The following is a 26,880-nucleotide window of genomic DNA, read 5'->3' as shown; positions in this document are numbered from 1 at the left end:
TTAACCAATATGCTCAAAATGAATGGTACAGCCCATTAATAAATGCATGAGCTCAATTTGCGAGTTGCATTGGGTTTTTTCATAAATATTTTTAAAATAAGTGCGCACCGAACTGAGGGTAATTCCACAATGTTCAGCGATTTCTTCTAACTTACAACCATTCAGCAACAACTCACACAGCTCAAACTCACGTTTAGACAATTGATAAGCTTGCTGCAAATAGGCTTTTGACAAGGCGTAGAGTTGATGTTTATCGGTCAGAAATACCGCTATTTGATGTTGTCCTGCATCTTGATGCTGCATATTTTTTAATTTAGAAAAAGGCACGATAGTCAGCATTAATTCTCGTCCTTTCAGATCTGACAAAGCCAATACACCGCCTACATCTGCATTTAATGCAGACTGTCCTAATAAGGCTGAATTTAATAATTGATCTAAACGACTTTGATCATAAGCATGGGTTTTTAAATGATTATACAAATCCAAATCTAAACATGAATCGTGTTCAATCATGCTTTGAGCTAAAGGGTTTGAATAAGTCAAACTCAGCTGATGATCAAGCAAAATTACACCTGTTTTTAAATGATCGAGCACACTATACAAACTTAAATTTTCTTGTTTAACCAAACTAAACTGACGATGGATTTGTAAAGCACGGCGCAAATGCACCCCCAATTGCTTTAAAAAATCCAACTCTTTTTGTTGATACGGCGCTGCATCAGGCGCACGGTGTAACCCTAAAACCGCCCAGCGATGTGATCCTTGATCAAGCAAAACAGCGGATATATAACTGATTCCCGTTGGATTCAAACAGCGTTCATAAAAGATATATTCATCACTTTCAGGGTTTTCCCCATAATGCGATAAATCCGAGCTCGCTACTTGCCCCACACCCGAATTTTCCCACAATACTCGGTGTAACTGCATGTCAATCACGCGAATCCGCTCATCACGATAGGCATGCAAAGCTTCATCTGGAATATTGTGACTAAATAAAAAATCGTAACTTGGGCTAAATTGGTCTAAAGCAGTAAAAATAGCGGTTTTACTATCTGTATATTGAACAATATTTTCAATTACTTGCGGCCATAAACTCACATCTACAGCGGCATCATAAATACTGCCTATAATTTCGTGTTCTTGGTTATCCATTTTTAACCCCTTAATGCCTACTCCAGCCTGCATTGCATTTATTTAATCATTTGTTTTTCTTATTGTTCTAAATAGAATAATGAGTTTTATTCACAAAAAAAAGTAGTTTAGATACATATCACACATTTAATGTGTAAATAGAAATTAGTTGGGCAATTTTGCTTTTTCATGTGCATAATTTCCAACTTACAAAAAAACCTGCACCATAAAAAAACCCCGTATAAAAATACGAGGTTTTTTTTTAACTTTATGGAAGATGATGGATTACATCATGCCGCCCATACCACCCATGCCGCCCATATCAGGCATTGTTGGCTTTTCTTCTGGAATTTCAGTAATCATACATTCCGTGGTTAACATCAAGCCCGCAACAGAAGCCGCATGTTCAAGTGCAGAACGAGTTACTTTTGCAGGGTCAAGAATACCCATTTCCAGCATGTCGCCATATTCACCAGTCGCAGCATTATAACCATAGTTACCTTCACCGTTCTTCACAGCATTGATTACTACAGATGGCTCATCACCAGCATTGGCTACGATTTGACGAAGCGGAGCTTCGATTGCACGACGAAGAATGTTGATACCTACGTTTTGGTCATCGTTAGCACCAGTCAGACCATCAAGTGCAGATGCAGCACGCACCAGTGCAACACCACCACCTGCAACAACACCTTCTTCAACCGCAGCGCGAGTTGCGTGAAGCGCATCATCTACACGGTCTTTCTTCTCTTTCATCTCAACTTCAGTTGCAGCACCAATTTTGATGACTGCTACACCGCCTGCTAATTTAGCAACACGTTCTTGAAGTTTTTCTTTGTCATATTCAGAAGTAGATTCTTCAATTTGCGCACGGATTTGCTGAACACGCTCAGAAATCTGATTTGCATCACCAGCACCATCCACAATCACGGTGTTTTCTTTAGAGACTGTTACTTTGTGCGCACTACCCAAGTGCTCTAGAGAAGTTTGCTCCAAAGACATACCAATTTCTTCAGAAATAACCGTACCGCCTGTCAAGATTGCAATATCTTGAAGCATTGCTTTACGACGATCACCAAAACCAGGCGCTTTCACCGCACATACTTTAATGATGCCGCGCATGTTGTTCACAACAAGAGTTGCCAACGCTTCGCCTTCAACATCTTCAGCAATAATTAATAATGGCTTGCCTGTTTTCGCAACGGCTTCAAGAACGCTAATCAATTCACGAATGTTGCCGATTTTTTTATCAACAAGAAGAATGAATGGATTTTCAAGTTCTGCAGTCAAAGTATCTTGTTTGTTAGCGAAGTATGGCGAGATATAACCACGGTCAAACTGCATACCTTCTACAACGTCAAGCGAGTCTTCAAAGCTTGAACCTTCTTCAACGGTAATCACGCCTTCTTTGCCCACGCGCTCCATTGCTTCTGCAATTAACTTACCCACAGTCGTGTCAGAGTTTGCAGAAATAGAACCGACTTGCTCAATCGCTTTCGTGTCAGATGCTGGTTTAGCAGTGGCTTTAATGTGTTCAACTACTGCTTTAACAGCAAGGTCAATCCCGCGTTTCAAATCCATTGGGTTCATGCCCGCAGTCACAGATTTGATGCCTTCATTTAAAATGGCTTGTGCAAGTACTGTTGCAGTGGTCGTACCGTCACCTGCGATGTCATTGGTTTTACTCGATACTTCACGAACCAATTGCGCACCCATGTTTTCAAATTTGTCTTTCAGGGTAATTTCTTTCGCAACAGATACACCATCTTTAGTGATGTGCGGTGCACCGAAAGAACGGTCAATCACCACGTTACGACCTTTAGGGCCTAAAGTTACTTTAACTGCGTCTGCAAGTACGTTTACACCTGCAATCATTTTTGTGCGAGCTGAATCACCAAATTTTACGTCTTTAGCTGACATGTTTAACTCCAAATATTTTTAAATAATGTTCAAATTTGCTTTGAATATGAGTTCTGAACTTAGCCTTCAAGTACTGCTAAAATATCAGACTCTTTCATAATTAGAAGTTCTTCACCGTCTACTTTAACTGTGGTGCCTGCATAAGTACCAAACAAGACTTTGTCGCCCACTTTGACATCTAAAGCGCGCACGCCATTGTCTGTGATTTGACCATTCCCTACTGCAATCACTTCACCTTGCGCTGGTTTTTCTGCAGCAGAACCTGGAAGCAAAATACCGCCAGCTGTTTTTGTTTCTTCTTCAACACGACGAATTACTACGCGGTCATGTAATGGACGAATGTTGCTCATAAATAACTCCATCAGACTAGGTCAATGTGTAGATTCTTGATGACGACTTATTTATTCCTTTGGTCATCATCAAAATAAATTTTAGATGACACTGTTGTGGGGATGGAAAAAAACGCTTCAAGGGGAAAAGCTAAAAATATTTGAGTTTTTGTTGTTTTTTTAAACAATTTGGCTAGTTCGATGTTTTATTCTGCATTTTTTTGCCACAATACAAATTGCTTTTGTGCGGTATCAAAAATGTAATGCTGCACATCACCATTGTTATACAATACATTCAAGCTATTCGGCATACCCTGATGCAAACGATACGAAATTGCAGTACCCGCATGAATATCAAGCACAGGATGCGCTGCACCTAACGCATAAATTTGATTTAAGTCATACACTGCAGGTTGATGTAAATGTCCATGCAGCAAGGCATATAAACCATTTTTGCTCCACTGTTCTAAGGCAATTCGCCCTAACACTGGGCAATCTTTAATGCCGTGACGATCATCTGGAGCTGTATAAAATGGTTGATGCGCCACCAAAATTTTGAACTTATTGCTTGGCGCGGCTTGCAGAAAAGCATCAACCGCCTGAATTTGATTCAAAGAAATATGCCCACGGGTGTGAAAACGTCGCCTGATACTATTTATTCCAATCACATAAAAATGGTCGATTTCCAAAATTGTTTCCATACGTCCAAAAAACAGTTGATACCGTGCAAATGGGCTAAAAAAACGATTCCAAAGATGATATAGCGGAATATCATGATTACCTGGCACAACCAAATACGGCAAATTCAAACTGTCTAAAAAATGCTTACAGGCATAAAACTGTGCATAGCGTGCACGTTGGGTTAAATCACCACTTACCACTACAGCTTCAGGACGCATACTTTCACACAGCTGTTGAATTGCCTGCATACACGCTACATTTTCAGTGCCAAAGTGCAAATCAGACAGATGCAGCAGCATGCGGCACCTTAATTTTTAATGCATTTTTTAATACAGAAATACGTAGTGGCGGGCGCATTTTAACAATTTCTCCATCAAGCGCCACGGTCAGTTGTAGACATTTACTATGAATGACCACATGCTCTGCTGCAAAACTGTAAATATCATTGGCTTGCTCAGCCTTCCCCTGAATAAATTGCCACAGAATTTTAAATAAAGTCAATTTATCAGACTTTGTCACTGCAACACCAGCAACTTTCCCCGCTGCAGCCGCTTTGGCAATGTGTAAATTCATTTCAGACAGTTGCAATTGATTATTACCAAAGAAAATGAGTGGGGTTTTCAGTGGATAGCGCTTTGTATCGAACTCTAACTCTAGTTTTAATTCTTTACGGTCACGCAGTAATACATCTAAAGCCGAGGTGTAGGCATGTAAAGGCAAACGCCCTAAATATTGGTTATAACGCTCACGTTTTTGGATAAATAAAGGGTACAAACCTAAACTAGCATTGTTTAAATAAATATGTTGATTGATTTGTGCCACATGCACAGCGCGCGTCGTGCCTGTGCCAATAACCTGTGCAGCTTCAATTAAATCTAGAGGAATATTCAATAAACGCGCCACGTAATTAAACGTGCCTAAAGGTAAAATGCCCATCGGAATGCGAGTGCCTTTCAGTTTAGCTGCCACTGCGTTTAAAGTACCATCACCACCTGCCGCAACCACAACACCACTTAAATGCGCTGCTTCATGCCGCGCTAACACCTGTTGCATCAGTTGATCAAAGTTGCCGATTTCACTCATTTCAAACAATTGAATTTCAAAACCATGCTGTGACAAAATGTGCAACAATTCTTCATAGACACCTTCTTGGTGTGTTGAATGAAATCCTGATTTTTGATTATAAATAAGAGATAAAGGCTGTAAAGTTATCGACATTTTCTTCAATCATTTTAAAGCTTTTGCTCTATCTTTAACCAATTAATGCCAAATGAAAAGCGGCTTTATGTAAAAATCGAATAATGAACATTCATTAAATCAATAATCACTCCTTAAAGAATTAAACACATAAACAACTGTTTAAATTAAAAATAATTAAAATAAATAATGCCCATAATTTTTCAAAATAATAATAAGTGGAGCACGTAAAAATTGTAAGCCTATGTTTCATATATATTATTCATAATTTATATGGTGTCGTTCACATAAAGCTGAATCAAGCCTATGTCTTATTTTTTATATCTTTTTGTGCTTTAATACAGCCACTTTTTTTCATATTTCATCTGAACTATGTACCCATTGTTCAGATTGTACTTTGTACACAACTTGTACACATTTAAGATAGGCCTCACCATGACCCAAGTGAACGCACCAGAATTCGTTCGTCACCCTAAGCTTATTGCATGGGTTGAAGAAATTGCAAAGTTAACGAAACCAGCAAAAATTGAATGGTGTGACGGTAGCGCAGAAGAATATCAACGTCTAATCGACTTGATGATCGCTAACGGCACCATGCAAGCATTAAACCAAGAAAAACACCCTGGTTCGTACCTTGCAAATTCTGATCCTTCTGACGTTGCTCGTGTTGAAGACCGTACTTACATCTGCTCTGAAAACAAAGAAGATGCTGGTGCGACGAACAACTGGGAAGCGCCAGCTGAAATGCGCGCTAAATTAAACGGTTTATTCGACGGCTCAATGGCTGGTCGTACCATGTATGTGGTTCCATTCTCTATGGGTCCACTCGGTAGCCACATTGCGCACATCGGTATTGAATTAACTGACTCTCCTTATGTTGCTGTCAGCATGTCTAAAATGGCTCGTATGGGTAAAGCTGTTTATGACGTATTGGGCACAGATGGCGAATTTATTCCTTGCGTACACACTGTGGGCGCGCCTTTGGCTGAAGGTGAGAAAGACGTTGCTTGGCCATGTAACAAAGAAAAATACATCGTACATTATCCAGAAACTCGTGAAATCTGGTCGTATGGTTCTGGTTACGGCGGTAACGCATTATTGGGTAAAAAATGCTTAGCGCTTCGTATTGCTTCTGCAATGGGCCGTGAACAAGGCTGGTTAGCAGAACACATGCTTATTTTAGGCGTGACCAATCCACAAGGCGAAAAACACTACATCGCAGCAGCGTTCCCTTCTGCATGTGGTAAAACCAACTTTGCGATGTTAATTCCACCTACAGGTTATGAAGGCTGGAAAATTGAAACTGTAGGTGACGATATTGCTTGGATCAAGCCAGGTGAAGATGGTCGCTTATATGCCATTAACCCTGAAGCAGGTTTCTTCGGTGTTGCTCCTGGTACAAACACTAAGACCAACCCGAACTGTATGGCAACTCTTCACAAAGACGTGATCTACACCAACGTTGCCGTAACTGACAATGGCGAAGTATGGTGGGAAGGTCTATCTAAAGAAGTTCCTGCAAATTTAACCAACTGGAAAGGTCAACCACACACTGGCGCAGAAAAAGCAGCGCATCCAAATGCGCGCTTTACTGTTTCAGCAGGTCAATGTCCTTCTATTGATGCTGACTGGGAAAATCCAGCAGGTGTTCCAATTTCAGCATTCATCTTCGGTGGTCGTCGTGCAGACACAGTGCCTCTAATTTCTGAAGCATTTGACTGGGTAGATGGCGTATATAAAGCAGCAACTATGGGTTCTGAAACCACTGCTGCAGCAGTTGGTCAACAAGGTATTGTACGTCGTGACCCATTTGCAATGCTGCCATTTGCTGGCTACAACATGGCAGACTACTTCTCTCACTGGTTAGAAATGGGTGAGCAAGTTGGCGAAAAAGCAAAAGCTGCAGGTAACAAATTACCAGGCATCTACAACGTAAACTGGTTCCGTCGTGACGCAGAAGGCAACTTCGTATGGCCTGGTTTTGGTCAAAACATGCGTGTACTTGAGTGGATCATTGATCGTTGCGAAGGTCGTGCAGAAGCTGTTGAAACTCCAATTGGTTTTGTTCCAACGTATGAGCAATTGAACTGGACTGGTTTAGATTTCTCTAAAGAGCAATTTGAAACTGTTACAGCGCAAGACAAAGAACAATGGATCAAAGAGTTAGAAAGTCACACTGAGTTATTCAACAAACTTGGTGAGCGCTTACCTGCTGCATTGAAAGCACGTCAAGCTGCTTTACTTGAAGCGGTTAAATCTGCGTAATTCAACGCCGATTAGCAAGAAAAGGTCACTTCGGTGACCTTTTTATTGCCCTGATATTTTAGGTGTTAAAGCATCGAAATCAGCTCTTCAACAATCCCACCTGATGTGTAAATACTAAATAATACGAAGATTCAAGGTAAAAACATGACATCACAAGCACACGCTCATCAACCCCAAATATAGACAGCCAGCTACACCGCCAACAAAGCCATGCTTTGTCCTATCAGCTATGGCATACTTACAACAAGAATGAAATGACATCAAAACCTGGGACATGATCATGAATAAAACCATGAAGAATACAATGATTATTTTCGCTATGACGGGACTTGGGTTGGGTTTATCCGCTTGTCAAAGTTTGCCAGAGCAAAATGAGAAAAGTTTTGTCGGCTATAAAGTCGAAAGCAAAACTGATCGCACCGCAGTATTAGCCTACACACTTGCAGGACGTCAAAACCAGCAGCGCGATGAAAGCAAATTACAGCGTGCCTGCCAAGAAGAACTTGGTGCACATAAAACTTATCAATTGCGTATTTTAAGTATGAATGAAGTGGTGAATCCTGCAGCTAACCAACAAGACCCGTTTGGTCGCCAACTTGGACAAAGCCGTACATCTATTGGCTTATCAAACACACCTGAACTGCATAGCACTGAAAACTATGCTACACGTCAGGCCTTAGATGCTCGTCCAAGCTCACTGCGCATTGTGCGTTATAGCTGTAATTAATTCGTATCACAAAACTTACCTCCTATAAGACGTGATGATTTATCGCGTCTTATAAAAACTCACATTACGGAACTCTTTGGCTTCATCCAAATCTGGCCATGTGGTCGCGCTGCGTTCATCTATTTTTATATATTGTGGATGACTAAAGTTTTTCACTCGGCTATCTGCCACCCAAACCTCTGGAGCAAACTTTAAGAACTCATCTAAAAAAAAGCGATTGCATTGATCATAAAGCACATCGGCAGCTAGCAAAACATCCACTTGTTCTGCTTTGTATAGATCATCTAAATATTCAAGCACCACATTATTCAATTCAGCATTGGCACGACAGGCTGCAAGACTGATAGAATCAATATCACAGCAAATTACCCGTTTAGCACCTGCCATTTTTGCAGCAATCGCCACCACGCCTGAACCTGCACCAAAGTCTAAAACGACTTTATCTTTAACTTGCTGCGGTTCTGCCAATAACCATTGCGCCATTGCAAGTCCTGAAGCCCAACAGAAAATCCAGTAAGGTGTATCATTCCAAATACGACGAATGACTTCATCATCCAACTTGTCAGTCGAAAATACGGGTGGAATAAGCCATAGCGAAATAGGCGTTTCAGGCAATTGCAGTGCAAGTAATTCACAATTTGGAATCACATCATGCAAAGCATCTAAGAGATGTTCAGGGGCTTTAGGAAAATGAAAGGTACAGCTCATTGGATTTTATTCGTTGTGATTTAAAAAATTCCCTTCCCTTCTTTAAGGAGAGGTAGGGAGAGGATTATTCTAACGCCTCATTCCAAGCTTCTCGCAAAGGGAGAAGGAGCATCCATTATTTTAGTAATGAATTTTCCCTCTCCAGAGCAAAATTTAAAGCATTGCTTTTAAATTGAAGCGCAAAAGAGGGAGATCGGGCTTAACCTAACGCTTTCTCAGCCGCTTCAACTGTTTGACGAATCAACGTTGTAATCGTCATTGGGCCAACACCACCTGGTACAGGCGTATAGGCAGAAGCTATATCTTCAATGCCTTGCAATTGGATATCACCAACACCACCGCCATCACGTGGATGGAAGCCTGCATCAACAACCACAGCACCTTGTTTAATCCAGTCTTTTTGAATCAATTCTGCTTTACCTACCGCACCTACAATAATGTCGGCCTGTTTTACAAAGTCTGCCAAGTTTTGTGTACGTGAATGGCAAGTTGTTACCGTTGCATTGGCTTCAAGCAGCATCGCAGCCATTGGCTTACCTAAAATTGCTGAACGCCCCACAACAACAGCATGTTTGCCTGCGATTTCAATGTTGTTTTCTTTTAGGATGGTCATAATGCCTGCTGGTGTTGCAGAACCATAAGCAGCCTCACCCATCGCCATGCGTCCATAACCAAGGCAAGTCACACCGTCTACATCTTTTTCAAGCGAAATTGCATCAAAGCAAGCACGCTCATCAATTTGTGCAGGAACTGGGTGTTGCAACAAAATACCATGAACATCAGGATTTGCATTCAACTTTTCAATTTCTGCCAAAAGTTGTTCTGTGGTGGTTTCTGTTGGCAATTCTACTTTTAAAGAATCCATGCCCACACGACGGCAAGCATTACCCTTCATGCGTACATAAGTTGCAGATGCACCGTCATCACCGACCAAAATAGTCGCTAGAATTGGGGTACGACCTGATTTTGCTTTTAACGCTTCTACTCGTGTTAACAGATCAGCTTCAATTTGTTTTGCCAATGCACGACCATCTAAAATTAATGCCACGGCACATCTCCAAATGTTGATATGAATCAATTTTGCAAATAATACATGATTATTTAGGCTATTTTATTCTATATGCCGAATTAATGTGCATCTGCTCATTTAATAGTATTGTTTTTTTTTCAGAGCTTGCTAATATACGCATCAACAAGACGCGGCGGGGTGGCAGAGTGGTCATGCAGCGGACTGCAACTCCGTGGACGCCGGTTCGATTCCGACCTCCGCCTCCAATCTTGTAAAACTATGCCCGAGTGGTGAAATCGGTAGACACAGGGGATTTAAAATCCCCCGCCCTCAAAGCGTGCCAGTTCGAGTCTGGCCTCGGGCACCATTTTAAAACAGATTAAAATGGTGCAAATAAAGAACCCAGCATATCGCTGGTTTTTTTATGCCTAAATTTTAGGTTTTCCTTTCTTCATTCAATATTCAATGATGCCTCTATGAACCCAAAACAAGCGCTTCTTGATTTGCAGCAATTGCAACAACAATACCCTGCTGCATTTAAAAGAAATATTTTGTTTTATGGTTTTATTCAAAGCAAAGGTATGTTGGATGATTGGAAAGAAATGATTCCTTGGGTCTTGGCCTGCCTGATTTTTATTCCTATTTCAATCAGTCTGGCACACGGCATTCAACACCTTGCACCGCTGTACGACGCCTTTCAAGCCAAAGCATTGGCGATTTTAGCCATCATGTTAGGTTTTATGCTGCTTCTACCTTATGTGTTGTATCAAATTAAACACAGTTCCGCATCATGGTATCAACTGCAACAACACGCCACTGTGAAAATAGCAGTATTGATTCTGTTACAAGCAGTAAATTTTGCCTATGTTCAGAATGCAATTCTGCAAGGGATTTTATTCTTTCTCTGTATTAGTTTTGGTTTTGTACGTTTTTATAAAGAGAATATGTTTCGTGACCACATTAGCCTTGAACAAAAATATTGCTTGACGCAATTTCGCCGTGCTGCATATTGGTCATATCGTCAGGCTGCCAAAATTCAATATCGGATGTATTTTTCTAATAAAAAGAGTCCTCGTTTTACCCAATTAAATCAGCAATATCAACATGCAACCCAATTACACCAACAACTTATGCAGGCTGAGCATAATTTATGTAAAAGCATTAAATACATAGATTTAGACAGTTATATTCAAGAGAAACTCGATTAAAATTTCACTCCAAACATCAGAAAACTCATCAAAAAAATTAAAACCGAGCAACTTAAACTCGGTTTTCTGTAAACATCACACCAATTTTAGGCGGTTTTAGCAACTTCAATGATTGGTTTTAAGTGCACATCGTAGGTCATTTGATGACTACGTGTTGAATCAACTTTGTATTCACGTGCCTTCACCGTATCCACAAACTTCCAATCGGCAACCACTTGATCATGATCAAAAGTCACTGTTAAATAACCACGCTGATTTAGGTTGCAATAATCCAGCTCATCAATCAGCAATTTGAAGGCATTCTCTAACTCTACCATTTCCGCTGCAGGCACATTTAAGTAATATTCAATGCCTGGCGATGATACCGAACTGGTCGCGAACTCAACCCCAACCTCATGATTTGTTGCATGTGTATACAAGCTTGCAGCCCAAGCATTATGGGTATCACCTGCCAACACTACCGCTTTTTTGCCTAACTGTTGCAAGGTACCATACACAACTTCGCGCTCGTAGGCATAACCATCCCAGGCATCTAAGTTATAGGGTGCAACTGTACTCAAACGTGCTTTATCCATTGCTGATAGCGTAGGATCACCAGCTTTTAAACGCATTTTCAGTGTGAGTAAATCAGCAATTTTTTGTTTAATCTGTGCAAGCGTTTCTACAGTAGCATTGCCACTGGTCACTTGTTCTAAAAGCAATAACAGCTCTTGTGGAATAAACATCTTAGACATCAATACTTGTTGGCCCAACACATTCCATTTGGCAGTGGACTGCATCAATTGTGCTTGTAACCATTGCAGTTGTTTTACGCCCAATAAACTACGGCTATTGCTGCTTAAATCTGCCATAAATCGGGCAACATCCATACCTGTTGCCGTCATATAATCTGCATAATCTAATTGCTTATGGCGTGCCAAAATACGAGTATCCAGCATCATCAAATTGACCAAACCACCAAAATCAAATTGACGATAAATATTTAAGTGATCATTTTCTGCAACTGGACGAATCGGCATCCATTCAAAATAGGCTTTCAAGGCTGCAATCTGGCGCTCTATAAAGCTACCTTCACCTTCTTGATGATTATCTGCGCCCGCTTCCCAAGTATCATTACTGAGTTCATGGTCATCCCAAATTACAATAAATGGATAACGTTGGTGTGCGACTTGCAAATCGGCATCGGTACGATATAAAGCATAGCGTTTACGATAATCATCTAACTTGATAATTTCTTTATCATTGTCTGCAGCAAAGGTACGCCCTAACTGTTTTGCATCATCAGTTGCGTACCCACCTTGTCCATATTCATAAATGTAATCCCCCAAGTGAATAATCACATCTAGATTATTTTCCTGTGCCATTTCTTTATAGACATGGAAATATCCTGCAGGGTAGTTCGAGCAAGAGCAAACTGCAAATTTCACCTGATCGCTGCGTTGTGGCAAGGTTTTGGTCTGTCCTACAGCTGAAACTGTATTGCCAAAGCGGAAACGGTAATAATATTCAGTCCCTGCCTGCAAACGATCTGCGTCCACTTTCACTGTAAAATCTTGCGCTGCATTGGTTTGTACTTTGCCAGTATTTACCAAGGCTCTAGACTAGCAGATTTGCACTTAGTTTTACCTAATGAGGTCCCACAACTCTGTTGCTAGCTCATTAGACTCCCTCATCCAACGCCATTCTGTTTCTTTAAGATGATAATCAAAATACTCTTTTGATATACCGTTGAACTTTGCTAGCCTTCTTTTACAAAAGCTCCAGAATGATTCTATTCCATTTATATGACATTGTCCTCTGGCAAATTCATTCGCTCCATGATTTACTCTAAAATGCTTTGAGTAACCAACATCTACCAAACCATTGTATCCACGCCAACCATCACTATAAATTACACTTTCAAGTGCAACTTTACCTAAGATAACTTGTTGTAATGTAGTCTTTTTACAATCAGGGACTATTTCTGTATAAACTCGACCATTCCTTTCAAATATTCCAAATACAGGTTGTTTTAAAGTACCTCGACCTCGCTTCAATTTCCCATGAAAACCACGTTGTCTTTTTGCTCCAAAATAGCTCTCATCAACTTCAATAGAACCTACAAACTTTGCTCTTAAATCTGTTTGATGATCGTAGATTGCTTCTCTAAAAAGCATGTACCAATAGTTGATGGTATTACGGTTCAAGTTAAGCAATAAGGCTGTTTTAGAAGCAGGAATATCAATGCAAAAGCACTGAATAATTTTTTTAATCTTATAGTGACTTAATTTACTGTTTTCTATCATGATTCTAGACTAACATATCTATTCTGCTAGTCTAGAGCCTTACCAATTGCTTAAACGCCTCATCACTCGCAATTTCCCACACCACCTCAAGACGCGCTGCATTGTCATTAGGTGTTAAGCGAGTCCATAAAATGATACGATCATGCAGCGGATCACCACTGGCGACACCATGCAAAAACTGCACTTTTAGTGTACTTCCTGCTGTGTTTTCATTGTCATCTCGACATGCAGTCAACGCCACAGGTAATGATAGTGCCCCAAACCCCGCTAAACCTTTTTGAATCAGTTCACGACGATTTAAACGAATGCTCATAAATTTTCCTTTTATTTTTCTAAAGCAAACAACATAAAGAATCATGATGTCGCTTTAATCTCCAAATGATGACGGATTAATGACAAATCGAAAAAATGAGCTAAATAGAGATGTCTATAATGGCTAATGAATTGAATTGATTGAAAAGAAAGCAATTGTAAATAAATTTACTTGCCAAGATTTATTTCGTCCTCTATTATTGCGCACATGCCCGAGTGGTGAAATCGGTAGACACAGGGGATTTAAAATCCCCCGCCCTCAAAGCGTGCCAGTTCGAGTCTGGCCTCGGGCACCATTTGAATGAAATCATTCAAATGGTGCAAATAAAGAACTCCAGCATTACGCTGGTTTTTTTATGCCTAAAAAATATAATATTGAAAACAATAATATTTATGTGCCGATGATTTGCAATGTTTCTACAACGCTTTATCTTCTCTTTCAAGTGGATGACCTGTTTATGCTGCTTGCTCAGTTTTGCAAGCCAGGCACAAAATCCCAGCCTTGAGTCAGCAACCGAGTCCGTAAGCCCAATTGAAACTGATGCAGAATTTTATGATATTTTTGCGGGAACAGTGCAATATAAAAAGCAAGAGTTACAACTACGTCGTTGCAGCTTAGGCAACGATTTATATTTATTAGATTTCCAAAATCCTGAAGATAAAAAGCAACTCAAAACTTTGCTGCAACAAAATACAAAGTTTTGGGTGAATTTAATTGCAAAGCCGAGTGAACACAATGGGCAATACACGCTGAATGTACGGGAAATTGCAGAACTACATACACAACAAAGTTGCCATTTGAATGATGTTTTAGATGATTTATTGAATCACCCATAAATTAAAGATACAAGAGAGTGATCAATCACCACTCTCGCGTTGCAATTAACGCTTCCATTTCAATCTCGAAATAGCCTTGATCTTGCAACACCATCATCATCGCCTCAGCAATATAATCTGCTGCGGTATCGTCCAAATCTGAATCCAGATCTTCAAATTGTGGTTTCATTTTATTGATGGCTTGCACGGTCTGATCGGCAAAATGATAAATATCCGCTTCAGATAAATTGGATTTGGACACGTGTTTTGCAAACTGTTGAATCAGTTGTTTTAACTCAGCAACTAAAATATCAGGATAAAACTCATCATCAAACATAGGGAGAAGTAAATCTGCAAACATACAGGCACTCAAAAATACAGATATTTAAGCGTGCTTATATAGCATAAGCAGGACTTTAATTCTAGCTTCGCCTCAAATCTACAAACAGCGCTTAATTTGCTAATTGCATTGCTTGCCAAACTTTAATAGCATCAGACATAGCCTTAACATCATGCGCACGCACCATACAGGCACCTTGCTGAATACTGAGTAAATGTGCCGCTACAGAACCGACTGCACGCTGTGTTGGCTCTGCCCCACCCAAAGCTTCACCAATAAAGCGTTTACGGGACAATGCTGACAAAATTGGATACCCCATACCATTAAGTTGATGCAACTCATTTAACAGTTTCAGATTCTGCTGTGCATTTTTCGCAAAACCAAAACCTGGATCAATCATGATATTTTCAGGCTTGACCCCTACCGCCAAAGCATCGGCGACACGTTGCTGCAACTCTGCAATCACATCTGCAGTGACATCATCATATTGATCTAAATTGTTCATGGTGGTTGGTTCACCGCGCATGTGCATAATAACCACAGGGATATTTAAATCTGCGGCTGTTTGCAACGCATTTGGTCGGGTCAGCGCACGTACATCATTCCAGATATGTGCCCCTGCAGCTACCGCAGCACGAATCACTTCTGGTTGTGACGTATCAATGGAAAGTACCACATCATAAGCAGACAAGACTTCTACCACAGGCACCACACGACGCATTTCTTCTTCCACACCGACTGGACTTGCCCCCGGACGTGTAGACTCACCACCAATATCAATCACGGTTGCACCTTCGGTCATCATTTCCAACGCACGCGCCACAGCAGCATCTTTTTCATTATGTCGCCCACCATCACTAAACGAGTCTGGTGTCACATTTAGAATTCCCATCACATGCGGCTGAGACAAGTCTAAACTCAAACGCCCACATTGCAATATGCGTTTTGGTAATGGCATTAGCTGCATGCTTGTCTTCCTTTTAATTTGAAATGCTTATTTTAACAAGGCTAATTTTGAAGATGCTGAATTCTTTTCAGTGGGCTTCAACATTGCCAATATTCGTGTCACAACTGCACGTAAACTACACAAATAAAAAAGAGCCTTTATATAAAGACTCTTTTTTGAATCATGTTAGCTGACTAGCTCGCTGGTAATGGCGGCGGTGTGCTAGGACCATCAGTTGGCGTTACATCAATCACAGGATTGTCTGCAATATATACCTTAGGTGGCTGTGGCTCACGACCTTCCATGATGTCACGGATTTGGTCACGATCAATGGTTTCCCATTCCAACAATGCTTTTACCATTGCGTGGGCAATGTCTTGGTTATTTTCCAAAATATCGCGGGCTACTTTATATTGCTCATCAATAATACGACGAACTTCAGCATCTACCTGTTGTTGGGTTGCTTCAGAAATCGTACGGCTACCTAAACTACCCATGAATGATTGTTGAGTATCATCTTCGTAGACCATCACACCTAACTTTTCAGACATACCGTATTTGGTCACCATCGCACGCGCCAATTTAGTCGCACGCTCAAAGTCATTCGATGCGCCTGTCGACATTTGGTTGATAAAGACCTCTTCCGCAATACGACCACCAAATAAAATGGACAAGTCATTTAGCATTTTGTCTTTATAATGGCTAGTTTGGTCATGCTCAGGCAGTTGCCATGTCACACCCAATGCCCAACCACGTGGCATAATCGTCACTTTATGAACAGGGTCTGTACCTGGCAACATTTCAGCAACAATCGCATGGCCTGCTTCATGGTAAGCCGTTGCACGACGTTCTTCTTCACGCAGCACCATCGACTTACGTTCAGGGCCCATATACAACTTGTCTTTAGCATCTTCAAAGTCGTGCATATCCACCGTGTTTTTATTACGACGGGCAGCAAACAATGCAGCTTCATTCACAAGGTTCGCCAATTGCGCACCTGAGAAACCAGGTGTACCACGTGCCAGGACTTTGACATCTACCCCTGTAACAGAAGGCAATTTCTTCAAGTGAACATTTAGAATTTGCTCACGACCTTTAATGTCTGGCAAGCCAACCATGACTTGACGGTCAAAACGACCTGGACGCAATAAAGCTTTATCCAGTACATCGGCACGGTTTGTCGCAGCGATGACAATAATACCTTCATTGCCTTCAAAACCGTCCATTTCAACAAGCATTTGGTTAAGTGTTTGCTCACGTTCATCGTGTCCACCACCTGTACCTGAACCACGGTGACGACCCACCGCATCAATCTCATCAATAAAGATGATACATGGTGCATGACGTTTAGCTTGCTCGAACATATCACGGACACGAGAAGCACCAACACCCACGAACATTTCAACGAAGTCAGAACCAGAAATACTGAAAAATGGCACCTTAGCTTCACCTGCAATGGCTTTGGCCAATAAGGTTTTACCTGTACCCGGTGGACCCACCATCAACACACCTTTAGGAATAGTTGCACCTAAACGTTTGAATTTAGCTGGGTCTTTTAAGAAATCTACAATTTCAACCACTTCTTGTTTTGCTTCGTCACAACCCGCAACATCGGCAAATGTGACTTTAATTTGGTCTTCAGACAACATTTTGGCTTTAGACTTACCAAAGCTCATCGGGCCGTTTTTACCACCTGCACCGCCACCCATGTTGCGCATAAAGAACATGAATAACAAAATGATTAAAAGTACAGGGAAACTTGCGATCAATAGTTGCATTAACAAACCTTGACGTTGAGGTGCAGTACCTTCAACTACAACGTTGTTTTTAATCAGATTCGACATCAGTTCAGGATCTTGAACTGCTGGACGAATGCTTTCAAAGGACGTGCCGTTGACTTTTTCGCCACTAATTCTTTCGCCATCAATTGTGACTTGCTTAATTTGACCAGCATTCACCGCTGCAACGAACTCTGAGTAGTTCATTGCAGTTGGCTTTTCACTGTTATTGATGTTGCTGAAAATTAGAATCAGCACACCAAGTATAATCAGCCACAATACGGCATTCTTGAAGAGATCGCTCAAAGCTTTATTCCCATATCAATCTAATTTGATCATGCCCGTTACTGGGTGACCTTTCATTCAAAAAGCTGAACATCAGCTAGACAATTCATTAAAAACGTACAAAATGCACAATTTTTAGCGGCTTGGCAAGTAAACTTTATTTAGACGCGTTTTTACGCCCTTGTCCAATAAGAAATACTTCTTTGGAACGCGCACGTGAAGCAGCAGGTTTTGCTGTCTTTAAAACATCAAAACTATCCACGACTTGTTTACGAAATTCGTCAAATCCAGAACCTTGGAACACTTTGACCACAAACTGACCATTGGGTCCCAATACGCGGTTGGCAAAATCAAGAGCCAACTCACATAAGTAAATTTGACGCGGTTGATCTACAGCTTTATTACCTGATGTATTGGGGGCCATATCGGAAATTACAACATCTACCGTGCGTCCGTTTAAAATATTTAACAATTTTTCGAACACTTCTTCTTCGCGGAAGTCACCTTGTAAAAAGGTCACATCTGGTAGTGCGTCCATTTCTAAAATATCGGAAGCGATCACCAAACCTTTGTCACCGACAAGTTTCCCTGCGATTTGCGACCAACTACCCGGTGCTGCACCTAAGTCCACCACCGTCATGCCTGGTTTGATCAGTTTATATTTTTCTTGAATCTCAAGTAGTTTGTAAGCAGCACGTGCACGATACCCTTCTTTTTGCGCTCTTTTCACAAAGGGATCATCTAGGTGCTCTCTCATCCACGCGCGACTACTTTTGGATAACTTTTGGTTGGTAATCCGTGTTGCCATAACTCTCTTAGTAACGAATAGCCATCTAAATTGCGATTGTACGTGAAAATTAGCAAGCTTGCAGTAGACATCTGTATCTAAATGCCAATAACTGACAAGTTTTTTCTATTAAATCCATCGCTTATTTCTGTACCGGGACCTAAAAAAATACTCATCACCGTTAGATAAACCTAAGCAAATGTTCAATTTTGATATTTTTGCACTGCTCCACGTTCGCGGATTATTTGCATAGAATTTACAGCGTTTCAAATTGGCTTTTGTTATACTAAGCCGTTTTTAAAATTAGGTTATCTTTATGGCGGCTCTCTCTATTCAGGAACGCAAGCGTTTACGTCAAATTGGTCATGCACTTAACCCTGTAGTGATGGTTGGCGGTCAAGGTTTGACTGAAAATGTAATTGAAGAAACCAACCGTGCTTTAAACGATCACGAATTGATAAAAGTCAAAATTGGTGGTGAAGACCGTGAAGTACGTGCAGCTGTAATTACTGAAATTGCTGCAGCAACAGGTTCTGAAGTGGTACAAACGATTGGTAAAATTGCTTTGCTTTATAAAAAAGCAGCAAAACAAAATGCCAAGTTGTCAAATTTAGTTCGTCACGCCCATTTGTCTAACTAAGTTTATATGGCAAGTTACGAACTCAGCGCCTTTGATCGTCAGTGTCAAGCGATTTCTTTGGTCGGTGCAATTGAGCAACAAAGTCCGTTTAGCTTAAATGTAGGTTACTGGCTGCGTGATCCTAATCAATGGGTCGAATGGCCTGCATTGGTGACTTCACATCCACGTCAGGACTTTTTGTGGGAACAGACCTGCTTTGAAATTTTCATTGGCGTTCAGGGCGAAGATTTTTATCGCGAAGTCAATCTCTCCCCTTCTCAAGCTTGGCAGGCGTATGCCTTTGAAGAATATCGTTATCCTGAGCAAATTCCACCTATGGCCGCTTATGATATTGAGTTGAATCAGTTGAAACGCACGCATTACGGTTTAAATGTCAGTTTGGATTTAACCGAATTTATGCTGAAACATAAACTGAAATGGACAGATTTGTTTATTGGGCTCACTGCTGTGCTCAAAACCAGTCAGGGTGAACAGTTTTATGCCATGCAACACAGCAGTCCTGCCGCCGATTTTCACAATAAGCGAGATTGGCTACATCAGTTTTAACTGTGATTAATAATAGTTTAGATTGAAAGAATTAATTTTTGGTTTGAGCAAAAAATTTGAATAAAAAAAAGTGAGGCGTATGACCTCACTTTTTTTATGGCTGAATCAGCAACAGTTTAAACTATATTATGCTTGATCAGTTTCTTCATTTTTTTCAGTTTTTGATGGATTTACTTTTTTCCACGCTTCTAATGTGTGCTCTTTAGAACGCTTAAAAGTTTCAGCCAATTGATCTTTGTGTTTCACTGAAATGCTACTGACATCTTCTTTCAACTCTTTACCAAGTTTAGAAAGGTCTTCAATGATTGCACTAAATTCAGTTTTCACAAAGTCTTTTAATTCACCCAAATCTTTAGGTGAACTGCCAAATTGTGCCTTTAAAGCTTCAATTTTTTGCAACACATCTTGCTTTAACTGACCCAATTGTTCTTGCACGCTAGCATTGAGTTGTTTGGCTTCGGTTTGCAGTTTTTCTTGCGTTTCCGCAACCACATCAAGCACCTGCTCTTTAGCATCATGCGTTACATTTTCAAGCTTTTCAGCACTTTCATGTACCGCATCTTTGATTGCGTTTTTGTCAAATACTGATTTTTTTTGTTCAGTCATTTTGCTTCACCCAAGGTCGTTGTTGTTTATAATTTAAGCATAAGGCAATTTAGACTAAAATGGTTTTTGGATTGTCTAACAATCATAGATTGATTACATTTGGACTACACGCGAAACATAAACTTAGCAAAAAAGCAAGTCTTTTAACTTACATATTCGTCAGATTCGCAATGGACTTTTAATGAGTGCGTGCGTATAATGCAATGTTAAGTTCAAGCGAGCAGACATGGGAGGGTAGGTTTAAACATTGACCTTCCTTTTTTTTCGTCTACTCGCTTTTTTACAGCCCTATTTTTGTGGTTTTAGTTCAGGAGCTTTGGTTTGAGCACCCCCGCCATTTTAGCCCTCGCCGACGGTACAATCTTTAAAGGTACGTCTATCGGTGCAACGGGAAGCACGACTGGTGAAGTCGTTTTTAACACTGCCATGACTGGCTATCAAGAAATTTTAACCGACCCGAGTTATGCACAACAAATTGTGACTTTAACTTACCCACATATTGGGAACACTGGTTGCAATGATGAAGATGTTGAGTCAGGTCGAATTCATAACGTATGGGCAAACGGTTTAATTATCCGTGACTTGCCTTTATTACACAGTAACTTCCGTTCTACTCAATCATTAGGTGAATACTTACAACAACACAATGTTGTTGCAATTGCCGATATTGACACCCGTAAATTGACCCGTATTTTACGTTCCAAAGGTGCGCAAAACGGTTGTATTCTTGCTGGTGAAAATATCACTGAAGAAGAAGCAATTGCGAAAGCACGTGCATTTGGCGGCTTAAACGGCTTAGATCTTGCAAAAGTATGCTGTGACCCTGAAGGTTTTGAATGGACTGAGGGCTCATGGGAACTTGGCAGAGGCTTTACTCAACCTGAACTTAAATATCATGTGGTTGCATACGATTACGGTGTCAAAACCAACATCCTGCGTATGCTCGCAGACCGCGGTTGCAAATTAACCGTTGTCCCTGCACAAACCCCTGCTGCTGACGTACTTGCACTGAACCCAGATGGCATTTTCTTGTCAAATGGTCCTGGCGACCCTGCTGCATGTGACTACGCAATTGAAGCTGTAAAAACAATTGTAGAAACCACGAATACCCCTGTATTTGGTATCTGCTTAGGTCACCAAATTCTTGCACTTGCATCTGGTGCAAAAACAATGAAAATGTCGCACGGTCACCACGGCGCAAACCATCCTGTACAGAATTTAGATACTGGTACAGTGATGATTACTTCTCAGAACCACGGCTTCGCGGTAGATGAAAACACCTTACCAAGCAATGTACGTTCAACGCATCGTTCATTGTTCGATGGCACAAACCAAGGTATTCATCGTACAGACAAGCCTGCATTTAGCTTCCAAGGTCACCCAGAAGCAAGTCCAGGTCCACATGACTGCGCACCATTGTTCGATCATTTCATCGATCTTATTGAAGCCGCTAAGAAGTAATTAAGGAGCGAAATAATGCCTAAACGTACGGATATTAAAAGCATCTTAATTATTGGTGCTGGTCCTATTGTTATTGGTCAGGCTTGTGAGTTTGACTATTCTGGTGCTCAAGCATGTAAAGCGCTGCGTGAAGAAGGTTACCGCGTTATTTTGGTAAACTCGAACCCTGCGACCATCATGACTGACCCTGCAATGGCAGATGCAACCTATATCGAGCCAATCACTTGGCAGACTGTTGCAGCAATCATTGAAAAAGAACGTCCAGATGCAGTACTTCCGACTATGGGCGGTCAAACTGCGTTGAACTGTGCGCTTGCATTAGATGCCAACGGTATTTTAGCCAAATACAATGTTGAATTGATTGGTGCAACCAAAGACGCGATTGAAAAAGCTGAAGACCGTAAACTGTTTGATCAAGCAATGCGCAAAATTGGTCTTGAGTGCCCGAAAGCAGCGATTGCTGAATCTATGGAAGAAGCACTTGAGATTCAATCTCGCTTTGGCTTCCCTGTGATTATTCGTCCATCATTCACGATGGGTGGTTCTGGTGGCGGTATCGCATACAACAAAGAAGAATTCCTTGAAATTTGTGAACGCGGTTTCGATCTTTCCCCAACCAAACAGTTATTGATTGATGAATCACTCATTGGTTGGAAAGAATATGAGATGGAAGTTGTACGTGACAAAAACGACAACTGTATCATCGTATGCTCAATTGAAAACTTTGATCCAATGGGCGTGCACACAGGTGACTCAATTACCGTTGCTCCTGCGCAAACCTTGACAGACAAAGAATACCAATTGATGCGTAATGCATCTTTAGCAGTACTGCGTGAAATTGGTGTAGAAACTGGTGGTTCTAACGTACAGTTCGGTATTTGCCCGAATACTGGCCGTATGGTTGTGATTGAGATGAACCCGCGTGTATCACGTTCATCTGCACTGGCTTCTAAAGCAACTGGTTTCCCAATTGCAAAAGTTGCAGCAAAATTGGCTGTAGGCTACACCCTTGATGAATTGAAAAATGACATCACGGGTGGTACAACACCTGCATCATTTGAACCTGCAATTGACTACGTTGTAACTAAAGTTCCACGTTTCAACTTTGAAAAGTTCCCTCAAGCTGACGCGACTTTAACCACGCAGATGAAATCTGTAGGTGAAGTCATGGCAATTGGCCGTAATTTCCAAGAGTCTGTAAATAAAGCCCTTCGCGGTTTAGAAACTGGTGCTTGTGGTTTTGACGAACAAATTGAAGTGGGTGCTGAAGGCGCACGCGACAAGATTTTAGTTGAATTAAAAGTTCCAGGCCCTGAGCGTATTTGGTACGTGGCTGACGCTTTCCGTCACGGCTTTAGCTTGGACGAAGTTTTTGAAGCGACCAAAATTGACCGCTGGTTCTTGATTCAAATTCAAGACATCGTTAACACTGAAAACGAAATCAAAACTTTAGGTTTTGGTGATCTAAACGCTGACAACATTCGCTCGTTCAAACGTAAAGGTTTATCTGACCTACGTATTGCGAACTTGATGGGCATTTCACAAAAGCAATTCCGTAAACACCGTTGGAACTTGGGCGTAACCCCAGTTTACAAACGCGTGGATACCTGTGCTGCAGAGTTTGAATCTGACACAGCATATATGTATTCAACTTACGATGAAGAGTGTGAATCAAACCCTTCAGCGAAAGACAAGATCATGGTGATTGGCGGTGGTCCAAACCGTATTGGTCAAGGTATTGAATTCGATTACTGCTGTGTACACGCTGCGCTTGCAATGCGTGAAGACGGTTACGAAACCATTATGGTGAACTGTAACCCTGAAACAGTATCTACCGATTACGATACTTCAGACCGTTTGTACTTCGAACCAATTACTTTAGAAGATGTACTTGAAATCGTACGTACTGAAAAGCCAAAAGGCATTATTGTGCAGTACGGTGGTCAAACTCCATTGAAATTGGCACGCGCTTTAGAAGAAGCAGGTGCGCCAATTATTGGTACATCACCAGATGCAATTGACCGCGCAGAAGACCGTGAGCGTTTCCAGCAAATGATTCAACGTCTGCAATTGCGTCAACCTAATAACAGCATTGTAAAATCTGCTGAAGAAGGTATCGCAGAAGCAGCGAAAGTAGGTTATCCGCTCGTTGTTCGTCCATCTTATGTATTGGGTGGTCGTGCAATGGAAATTGTGTATAACGAGGAAGAATTGAAACGCTACCTGCGTGATGCAGTTCAAGCGTCTAACGATGCACCTGTACTGTTAGACCGTTTCTTGGATGATGCGATTGAAGTTGATGTAGACTGCGTATCTGACGGTAAAAATGTGGTGATTGGCGGTATTATGCAGCACATCGAACAAGCAGGTATTCACTCTGGTGACTCGGCATGTTCAATTCCACCCTACTCATTGTCAGATGAAGTACAGGACGAAATGCGTCGTCAAACTGTTGCAATGGCAAAAGAGTTGGGCGTTATTGGTCTAATGAACGTACAGTTTGCAGTGAAAGGCAACGACGTTTATATCTTGGAAGTGAACCCACGTGCATCACGTACTGTTCCGTTCGTTTCTAAGTGTATTGGCGAATCATTGGCTAAAGTTGCAGCACGTTGTATGGCGGGTCAATCTTTAGAAGCTCAAGGCTTTACTAAAGAAATCATTCCGGAACACTTCTCTGTGAAAGAAGCTGTGTTCCCATTCAACAAATTCCCTGGTGTAGACCCAGTGCTTGGGCCTGAGATGAAATCTACAGGTGAAGTCATGGGCGTAGGCAAAACTTTTGGTGAAGCATTCTATAAAGCCGTGCTAGGCTCGAATGATCGCTTACCAGGAATTCCAACTGAAGGCGAAGTGAAACATGCATTCTTGTCTGTACGTGAGTCAGATAAACCGCATGTGGCGCGTATTGCAAAACAATTGGCTGATTTTGGCTTCAAACTTGTTGCAACGAGTGGCACTCATAAAGTCATCACCGATGCAGGTATTGAGTGTGAACGTGTGAATAAAGTGACTGAAGGTCGCCCGCACATTGTAGACCGCTTGAAAAATGGTGAGATTCACCTCATCATCAATACGTCTGAAGGTAAACAAGCTCAGCAAGATTCATTCTCAATCCGTCGTTCTGCATTACAAGGTAAAGTGTATTACACCACAACCTTGAATGGTGCAGATGCTGTATGCCAAGCCTTAGCGATTAAATTACCAATGGATGTATATCGTTTGCAAGATTTAACATTAGGTTAATTCGTTACTGAGAAGTCCCGCCACCTTCTCGGTGGCGGGCTTTTTTCATTTATAGACTTTTATTTTTTATTACTGAGGGACAACTATGCAACGTTATCCTATGACTCCCGAAGGCAAACTTGCCCTAGAGAAAGAACTACACCAACTGAAAACTGTGGATCGTCCACGTATTACTGCAGCGATTGCAGAAGCACGTGAACATGGCGATTTAAAAGAAAATGCCGAATACCATGCCGCACGTGAACAGCAAGGTTTCTGCGAAGGCCGTATTCAAGACATCGAAGGTAAATTGGGCGCTTGCCAAGTGATTGATGTTAAAGAGTTGGAACAAAACGGACGTGTGGTTTTTGGTGTAACTGTGACCATTGAAAACCTAGAGACTGAAGAGCAAAAAACTTACAAAATTGTAGGTGATGATGAAGCTGATTTTAAAATCAATAAAATTTCAGTGAACTCGCCAATTGCACGCGGTTTGTTGGGTAAAAATGAAGGCGATGAAGCCAAAATTGTGACCCCGCAAGGCGAAGTGGAATACGAAATTGTGAATGTAGAATATCTTTAAGAATTAAAGATAACTGCACGCGATGCCCCTCTTTGAGGGGTTTTTTATTGTCTAAAAATCACAATGAATGATGTATGGATTATACTGCGACAAAAATTTAGGAAAATAAGATGGAAAATCGCATCATTCATACATTTGTTTATGCGCTTTCTGGGGCAGTGTTAGGACTGATTTTAATTCCTGTCTGGGGACTCTTCATCAATACACAAACCAGTCCCGTCAGTATCGTATTGGCCGCATCACTCCTTTTTGGCATTTGGGGTTTCATCTTTCCCAATAGTGTTAAAAATGTTTTTATGTATTTGTGGCATTGGTTTAGATAATCAGAACATCCCTACAACGCAAAAACTTTCGCACTTTTTAGCAGTACTAAGCAACATTCGTTATAATTCCCTCACCTTCCCATACGAAAAAACCATGTCTGAAGCGCTGATTAATTCCCCTGTCAAACACTGGTGCGAATTTGAGTTTATCTCCAAAACTGTAAAAAATCCGAATATCCATATTAAAGGCAATTACTCGTATTATTCAGCTTATTGGGATCAAGGCTTTGAGCGTTGTGTAGTACGTTATTTGCACGACAAACCCGCCACAGCAGAAAAACCAATTGATCAGCTCTATATTGGTAATTTTGTCTGCTTTGGTGCGGAATGTGTGATTATGATGGGCGGCAATCAATTGCATCGCAGTGACTGGATTTCCGCTTTTCCATTCGATACCCGTAGTTTTGTTGCTGCAGGTGATACCAAAATTGGTGATGGTTGCTGGATTGGCAGTCGAGCCATGATTATGCAAGGCGTTGAACTGGGTGAAGGTGCTATTGTGGCTACAGGTGCAGTGGTTACGCAAGATGTACCACCTTATGCCATTGTGGCGGGCGTACCTGCTAAAGTGATTAAATACCGTTTTAATGCAGCTGAAATTTCCGACATTCTGGCACTAAAACTGTATGATTTAGATGAAAAATATCTGCTACAAATACGAGAACAATTGCAGACAGATGACGTTAAAAAACTGGTGGAATTTTTTAAAAATCAGCACAACAATAAGGACTAAAACTTTAGTTGAATTTCAAGCACAGCGTCATAATTTCAT

At 41.1% G+C, this 26,880-nt stretch carries 25 protein-coding genes, 3 tRNA genes and 1 pseudogene; 14 read left to right on the top strand and 15 right to left on the bottom strand.

Annotation, left to right across the window (positions count from 1 at the left end; translation table 11 throughout):
* The 5 genes from AC0T5Z_RS04105 to AC0T5Z_RS04085 all read right to left on the bottom strand — a co-directional run bounded on the left by AC0T5Z_RS04105 (window position 1) and on the right by AC0T5Z_RS04085 (window position 5,279).
* On the bottom strand, window positions 1-1,152 hold the full coding sequence (locus tag AC0T5Z_RS04105) for a helix-turn-helix transcriptional regulator (RefSeq protein WP_435337520.1): 1,152 nt from the start codon (window positions 1,150-1,152) through the stop codon (window positions 1-3).
* 264 nt (window positions 1,153-1,416) lie between these two features.
* Window positions 1,417-3,051, bottom strand: a complete 1,635-nt coding sequence (groL, locus tag AC0T5Z_RS04100) for a chaperonin GroEL (RefSeq protein WP_435337519.1) — start codon at window positions 3,049-3,051, stop codon at window positions 1,417-1,419.
* Window positions 3,052-3,110: 59 nt separating this feature from the next.
* Window positions 3,111-3,401: a co-chaperone GroES gene (locus AC0T5Z_RS04095; RefSeq protein WP_004972131.1), complete on the bottom strand. Its 291-nt coding sequence runs from the start codon at window positions 3,399-3,401 to the stop codon at window positions 3,111-3,113.
* Between the two features lie 185 nt (window positions 3,402-3,586).
* Complete coding sequence (locus tag AC0T5Z_RS04090) at window positions 3,587-4,360, bottom strand: metallophosphoesterase family protein (RefSeq protein ID WP_291340670.1); 774 nt, start codon at window positions 4,358-4,360, stop codon at window positions 3,587-3,589.
* The gene (locus tag AC0T5Z_RS04085; protein ID WP_435337518.1) at window positions 4,341-5,279 is read right to left on the bottom strand and encodes a diacylglycerol/lipid kinase family protein; all 939 of its coding nucleotides are present in this window, start codon (window positions 5,277-5,279) and stop codon (window positions 4,341-4,343) included. The genes AC0T5Z_RS04090 and AC0T5Z_RS04085 overlap by 20 nt, the downstream gene beginning before the upstream one ends.
* 414 nt (window positions 5,280-5,693) lie before the next feature.
* On the opposite strand from AC0T5Z_RS04085, the gene AC0T5Z_RS04080 reads away from it, so the two are divergent.
* Both AC0T5Z_RS04080 and AC0T5Z_RS04075 read left to right on the top strand, forming a co-directional pair.
* The gene (locus AC0T5Z_RS04080; protein WP_291340666.1) at window positions 5,694-7,523 is read left to right on the top strand and encodes a phosphoenolpyruvate carboxykinase (GTP); all 1,830 of its coding nucleotides are present in this window, start codon (window positions 5,694-5,696) and stop codon (window positions 7,521-7,523) included.
* A gap of 292 nt (window positions 7,524-7,815) precedes the next feature.
* Window positions 7,816-8,250, top strand: a complete 435-nt coding sequence (locus AC0T5Z_RS04075; protein WP_435337517.1) for a hypothetical protein — start codon at window positions 7,816-7,818, stop codon at window positions 8,248-8,250.
* A gap of 39 nt (window positions 8,251-8,289) precedes the next feature.
* Here AC0T5Z_RS04075 and AC0T5Z_RS04070 read toward each other — a convergent pair whose 3' ends face one another.
* A complete protein-coding gene (locus AC0T5Z_RS04070) occupies window positions 8,290-8,958 on the bottom strand; it encodes a class I SAM-dependent methyltransferase (RefSeq protein WP_435337516.1) in 669 nt (222 codons plus the stop codon).
* Window positions 8,959-9,157: 199 nt separating this feature from the next.
* The gene (gene folD, locus AC0T5Z_RS04065; protein WP_291340662.1) at window positions 9,158-10,006 is read right to left on the bottom strand and encodes a bifunctional methylenetetrahydrofolate dehydrogenase/methenyltetrahydrofolate cyclohydrolase FolD; all 849 of its coding nucleotides are present in this window, start codon (window positions 10,004-10,006) and stop codon (window positions 9,158-9,160) included.
* A 153-nt stretch (window positions 10,007-10,159) separates the two neighbouring features.
* On the opposite strand from folD, the gene AC0T5Z_RS04060 reads away from it, so the two are divergent.
* From AC0T5Z_RS04060 to AC0T5Z_RS04050, 3 genes are all read left to right on the top strand, one after another.
* Window positions 10,160-10,233 (top strand) — tRNA-Cys (locus tag AC0T5Z_RS04060).
* 15 nt (window positions 10,234-10,248) lie between these two features.
* Window positions 10,249-10,334, top strand: a tRNA-Leu gene (locus AC0T5Z_RS04055).
* Window positions 10,335-10,443: 109 nt separating this feature from the next.
* Window positions 10,444-11,175, top strand: coding sequence for a hypothetical protein (locus tag AC0T5Z_RS04050; RefSeq protein ID WP_435337515.1), 732 nt, complete (start codon window positions 10,444-10,446; stop codon window positions 11,173-11,175).
* 86 nt (window positions 11,176-11,261) lie between these two features.
* On the opposite strand, the gene AC0T5Z_RS04045 is transcribed toward AC0T5Z_RS04050, so the two are convergent.
* From AC0T5Z_RS04045 to AC0T5Z_RS04035, 3 genes and pseudogenes are all read right to left on the bottom strand, one after another.
* Window positions 11,262-12,767, bottom strand: coding sequence for an alkaline phosphatase D family protein (locus AC0T5Z_RS04045; RefSeq protein WP_435337514.1), 1,506 nt, complete (start codon window positions 12,765-12,767; stop codon window positions 11,262-11,264).
* Window positions 12,768-12,797: 30 nt separating this feature from the next.
* On the bottom strand, window positions 12,798-13,460 hold the full coding sequence (locus AC0T5Z_RS04040) for an IS1595 family transposase (protein ID WP_473786247.1): 663 nt from the start codon (window positions 13,458-13,460) through the stop codon (window positions 12,798-12,800).
* Between the two features lie 40 nt (window positions 13,461-13,500).
* Window positions 13,501-13,773 (bottom strand): annotated as a pseudogene (locus tag AC0T5Z_RS04035) (PhoD-like phosphatase N-terminal domain-containing protein); the annotation flags it as partial.
* Between the two features lie 209 nt (window positions 13,774-13,982).
* Here AC0T5Z_RS04035 and AC0T5Z_RS04030 point away from each other — a divergent pair.
* A tRNA-Leu gene (locus tag AC0T5Z_RS04030) sits at window positions 13,983-14,068 on the top strand.
* Window positions 14,069-14,183: 115 nt separating this feature from the next.
* The gene (locus AC0T5Z_RS04025; RefSeq protein WP_291340657.1) at window positions 14,184-14,609 is read left to right on the top strand and encodes a hypothetical protein; all 426 of its coding nucleotides are present in this window, start codon (window positions 14,184-14,186) and stop codon (window positions 14,607-14,609) included.
* A 25-nt stretch (window positions 14,610-14,634) separates the two neighbouring features.
* On the opposite strand, the gene AC0T5Z_RS04020 is transcribed toward AC0T5Z_RS04025, so the two are convergent.
* From AC0T5Z_RS04020 to rlmE, 4 genes are all read right to left on the bottom strand, one after another.
* Window positions 14,635-14,949, bottom strand: coding sequence for a DUF5713 family protein (locus AC0T5Z_RS04020; protein WP_291340656.1), 315 nt, complete (start codon window positions 14,947-14,949; stop codon window positions 14,635-14,637).
* A 91-nt stretch (window positions 14,950-15,040) separates the two neighbouring features.
* Window positions 15,041-15,895, bottom strand: coding sequence for a dihydropteroate synthase (folP, locus tag AC0T5Z_RS04015; protein WP_435337658.1), 855 nt, complete (start codon window positions 15,893-15,895; stop codon window positions 15,041-15,043).
* Between the two features lie 173 nt (window positions 15,896-16,068).
* Window positions 16,069-17,958, bottom strand: coding sequence for an ATP-dependent zinc metalloprotease FtsH (gene ftsH / locus AC0T5Z_RS04010; protein ID WP_291340652.1), 1,890 nt, complete (start codon window positions 17,956-17,958; stop codon window positions 16,069-16,071).
* A gap of 136 nt (window positions 17,959-18,094) precedes the next feature.
* Window positions 18,095-18,745 (bottom strand): 23S rRNA (uridine(2552)-2'-O)-methyltransferase RlmE, encoded by a 651-nt coding sequence (gene rlmE, locus AC0T5Z_RS04005; RefSeq protein ID WP_291340650.1) that lies wholly within the window; start codon window positions 18,743-18,745, stop codon window positions 18,095-18,097.
* A 295-nt stretch (window positions 18,746-19,040) separates the two neighbouring features.
* Here rlmE and yhbY point away from each other — a divergent pair, with 295 nt between their 5' ends.
* Window positions 19,041-19,364, top strand: coding sequence for a ribosome assembly RNA-binding protein YhbY (gene yhbY / locus AC0T5Z_RS04000; protein WP_004972158.1), 324 nt, complete (start codon window positions 19,041-19,043; stop codon window positions 19,362-19,364).
* A gap of 6 nt (window positions 19,365-19,370) precedes the next feature.
* On the top strand, window positions 19,371-19,910 hold the full coding sequence (locus tag AC0T5Z_RS03995; RefSeq protein ID WP_291340648.1) for a DOMON-like domain-containing protein: 540 nt from the start codon (window positions 19,371-19,373) through the stop codon (window positions 19,908-19,910).
* 126 nt (window positions 19,911-20,036) lie between these two features.
* Here the strand turns inward: AC0T5Z_RS03995 and AC0T5Z_RS03990 are convergent, their stop codons facing one another.
* Window positions 20,037-20,516 carry a hypothetical protein gene (locus AC0T5Z_RS03990; protein ID WP_291340646.1) on the bottom strand — a complete coding sequence of 160 codons (480 nt, stop codon included), beginning with the start codon at window positions 20,514-20,516 and terminating at the stop codon, window positions 20,037-20,039.
* Between the two features lie 321 nt (window positions 20,517-20,837).
* On the opposite strand from AC0T5Z_RS03990, the gene carA reads away from it, so the two are divergent.
* The 5 genes from carA (at window position 20,838) to AC0T5Z_RS03965 (ending at window position 26,841) form a co-directional block, all read left to right on the top strand.
* Complete coding sequence (gene carA, locus AC0T5Z_RS03985) at window positions 20,838-21,977, top strand: glutamine-hydrolyzing carbamoyl-phosphate synthase small subunit (protein ID WP_291340644.1); 1,140 nt, start codon at window positions 20,838-20,840, stop codon at window positions 21,975-21,977.
* A 15-nt stretch (window positions 21,978-21,992) separates the two neighbouring features.
* Window positions 21,993-25,223: a carbamoyl-phosphate synthase large subunit gene (carB, locus tag AC0T5Z_RS03980; protein WP_291340643.1), complete on the top strand. Its 3,231-nt coding sequence runs from the start codon at window positions 21,993-21,995 to the stop codon at window positions 25,221-25,223.
* An 85-nt stretch (window positions 25,224-25,308) separates the two neighbouring features.
* Window positions 25,309-25,785 carry a transcription elongation factor GreA gene (gene greA, locus AC0T5Z_RS03975; protein ID WP_291340641.1) on the top strand — a complete coding sequence of 159 codons (477 nt, stop codon included), beginning with the start codon at window positions 25,309-25,311 and terminating at the stop codon, window positions 25,783-25,785.
* A 110-nt stretch (window positions 25,786-25,895) separates the two neighbouring features.
* Window positions 25,896-26,108, top strand: coding sequence for a hypothetical protein (locus AC0T5Z_RS03970; RefSeq protein ID WP_291334087.1), 213 nt, complete (start codon window positions 25,896-25,898; stop codon window positions 26,106-26,108).
* A gap of 94 nt (window positions 26,109-26,202) precedes the next feature.
* Entirely contained in the window at window positions 26,203-26,841 is a 639-nt protein-coding gene (locus AC0T5Z_RS03965) for a CatB-related O-acetyltransferase (protein ID WP_435337659.1), read from the top strand.
* Window positions 26,842-26,880 lie beyond the last annotated feature (39 nt).

The organism is Acinetobacter pengchengensis (assembly GCF_982235305.1).
This window is presented reverse-complemented; position numbering and strand designations above follow the sequence as displayed.

Bases quoted from the DNA above. Each gene is read 5' to 3' on its own strand.
- AC0T5Z_RS04105 (WP_435337520.1), bottom strand. From the start codon at position 1,152: ATGGATAACCAAGAACACGAAATTATAGGCAGTATTTATGATGCCGCT.
- groL (WP_435337519.1), bottom strand. From the start codon at position 3,051: ATGTCAGCTAAAGACGTAAAATTTGGTGATTCAGCTCGCACAAAAATG.
- AC0T5Z_RS04095 (WP_004972131.1), bottom strand. From the start codon at position 3,401: ATGAGCAACATTCGTCCATTACATGACCGCGTAGTAATTCGTCGTGTT.
- AC0T5Z_RS04090 (WP_291340670.1), bottom strand. From the start codon at position 4,360: ATGCTGCTGCATCTGTCTGATTTGCACTTTGGCACTGAAAATGTAGCG.
- AC0T5Z_RS04085 (WP_435337518.1), bottom strand. From the start codon at position 5,279: ATGTCGATAACTTTACAGCCTTTATCTCTTATTTATAATCAAAAATCA.
- AC0T5Z_RS04080 (WP_291340666.1), top strand. From the start codon at position 5,694: ATGACCCAAGTGAACGCACCAGAATTCGTTCGTCACCCTAAGCTTATT.
- AC0T5Z_RS04075 (WP_435337517.1), top strand. From the start codon at position 7,816: ATGAAGAATACAATGATTATTTTCGCTATGACGGGACTTGGGTTGGGT.
- AC0T5Z_RS04070 (WP_435337516.1), bottom strand. From the start codon at position 8,958: ATGAGCTGTACCTTTCATTTTCCTAAAGCCCCTGAACATCTCTTAGAT.
- AC0T5Z_RS04050 (WP_435337515.1), top strand. From the start codon at position 10,444: ATGAACCCAAAACAAGCGCTTCTTGATTTGCAGCAATTGCAACAACAA.
- AC0T5Z_RS04040 (WP_473786247.1), bottom strand. From the start codon at position 13,460: ATGATAGAAAACAGTAAATTAAGTCACTATAAGATTAAAAAAATTATT.
- AC0T5Z_RS04025 (WP_291340657.1), top strand. From the start codon at position 14,184: ATGTTTCTACAACGCTTTATCTTCTCTTTCAAGTGGATGACCTGTTTA.
- AC0T5Z_RS04020 (WP_291340656.1), bottom strand. From the start codon at position 14,949: ATGTTTGCAGATTTACTTCTCCCTATGTTTGATGATGAGTTTTATCCT.
- folP (WP_435337658.1), bottom strand. From the start codon at position 15,895: ATGCAGCTAATGCCATTACCAAAACGCATATTGCAATGTGGGCGTTTG.
- rlmE (WP_291340650.1), bottom strand. From the start codon at position 18,745: ATGGCAACACGGATTACCAACCAAAAGTTATCCAAAAGTAGTCGCGCG.
- yhbY (WP_004972158.1), top strand. From the start codon at position 19,041: ATGGCGGCTCTCTCTATTCAGGAACGCAAGCGTTTACGTCAAATTGGT.
- AC0T5Z_RS03995 (WP_291340648.1), top strand. From the start codon at position 19,371: ATGGCAAGTTACGAACTCAGCGCCTTTGATCGTCAGTGTCAAGCGATT.
- AC0T5Z_RS03990 (WP_291340646.1), bottom strand. From the start codon at position 20,516: ATGACTGAACAAAAAAAATCAGTATTTGACAAAAACGCAATCAAAGAT.
- carB (WP_291340643.1), top strand. From the start codon at position 21,993: ATGCCTAAACGTACGGATATTAAAAGCATCTTAATTATTGGTGCTGGT.
- greA (WP_291340641.1), top strand. From the start codon at position 25,309: ATGCAACGTTATCCTATGACTCCCGAAGGCAAACTTGCCCTAGAGAAA.
- AC0T5Z_RS03970 (WP_291334087.1), top strand. From the start codon at position 25,896: ATGGAAAATCGCATCATTCATACATTTGTTTATGCGCTTTCTGGGGCA.
- AC0T5Z_RS03965 (WP_435337659.1), top strand. From the start codon at position 26,203: ATGTCTGAAGCGCTGATTAATTCCCCTGTCAAACACTGGTGCGAATTT.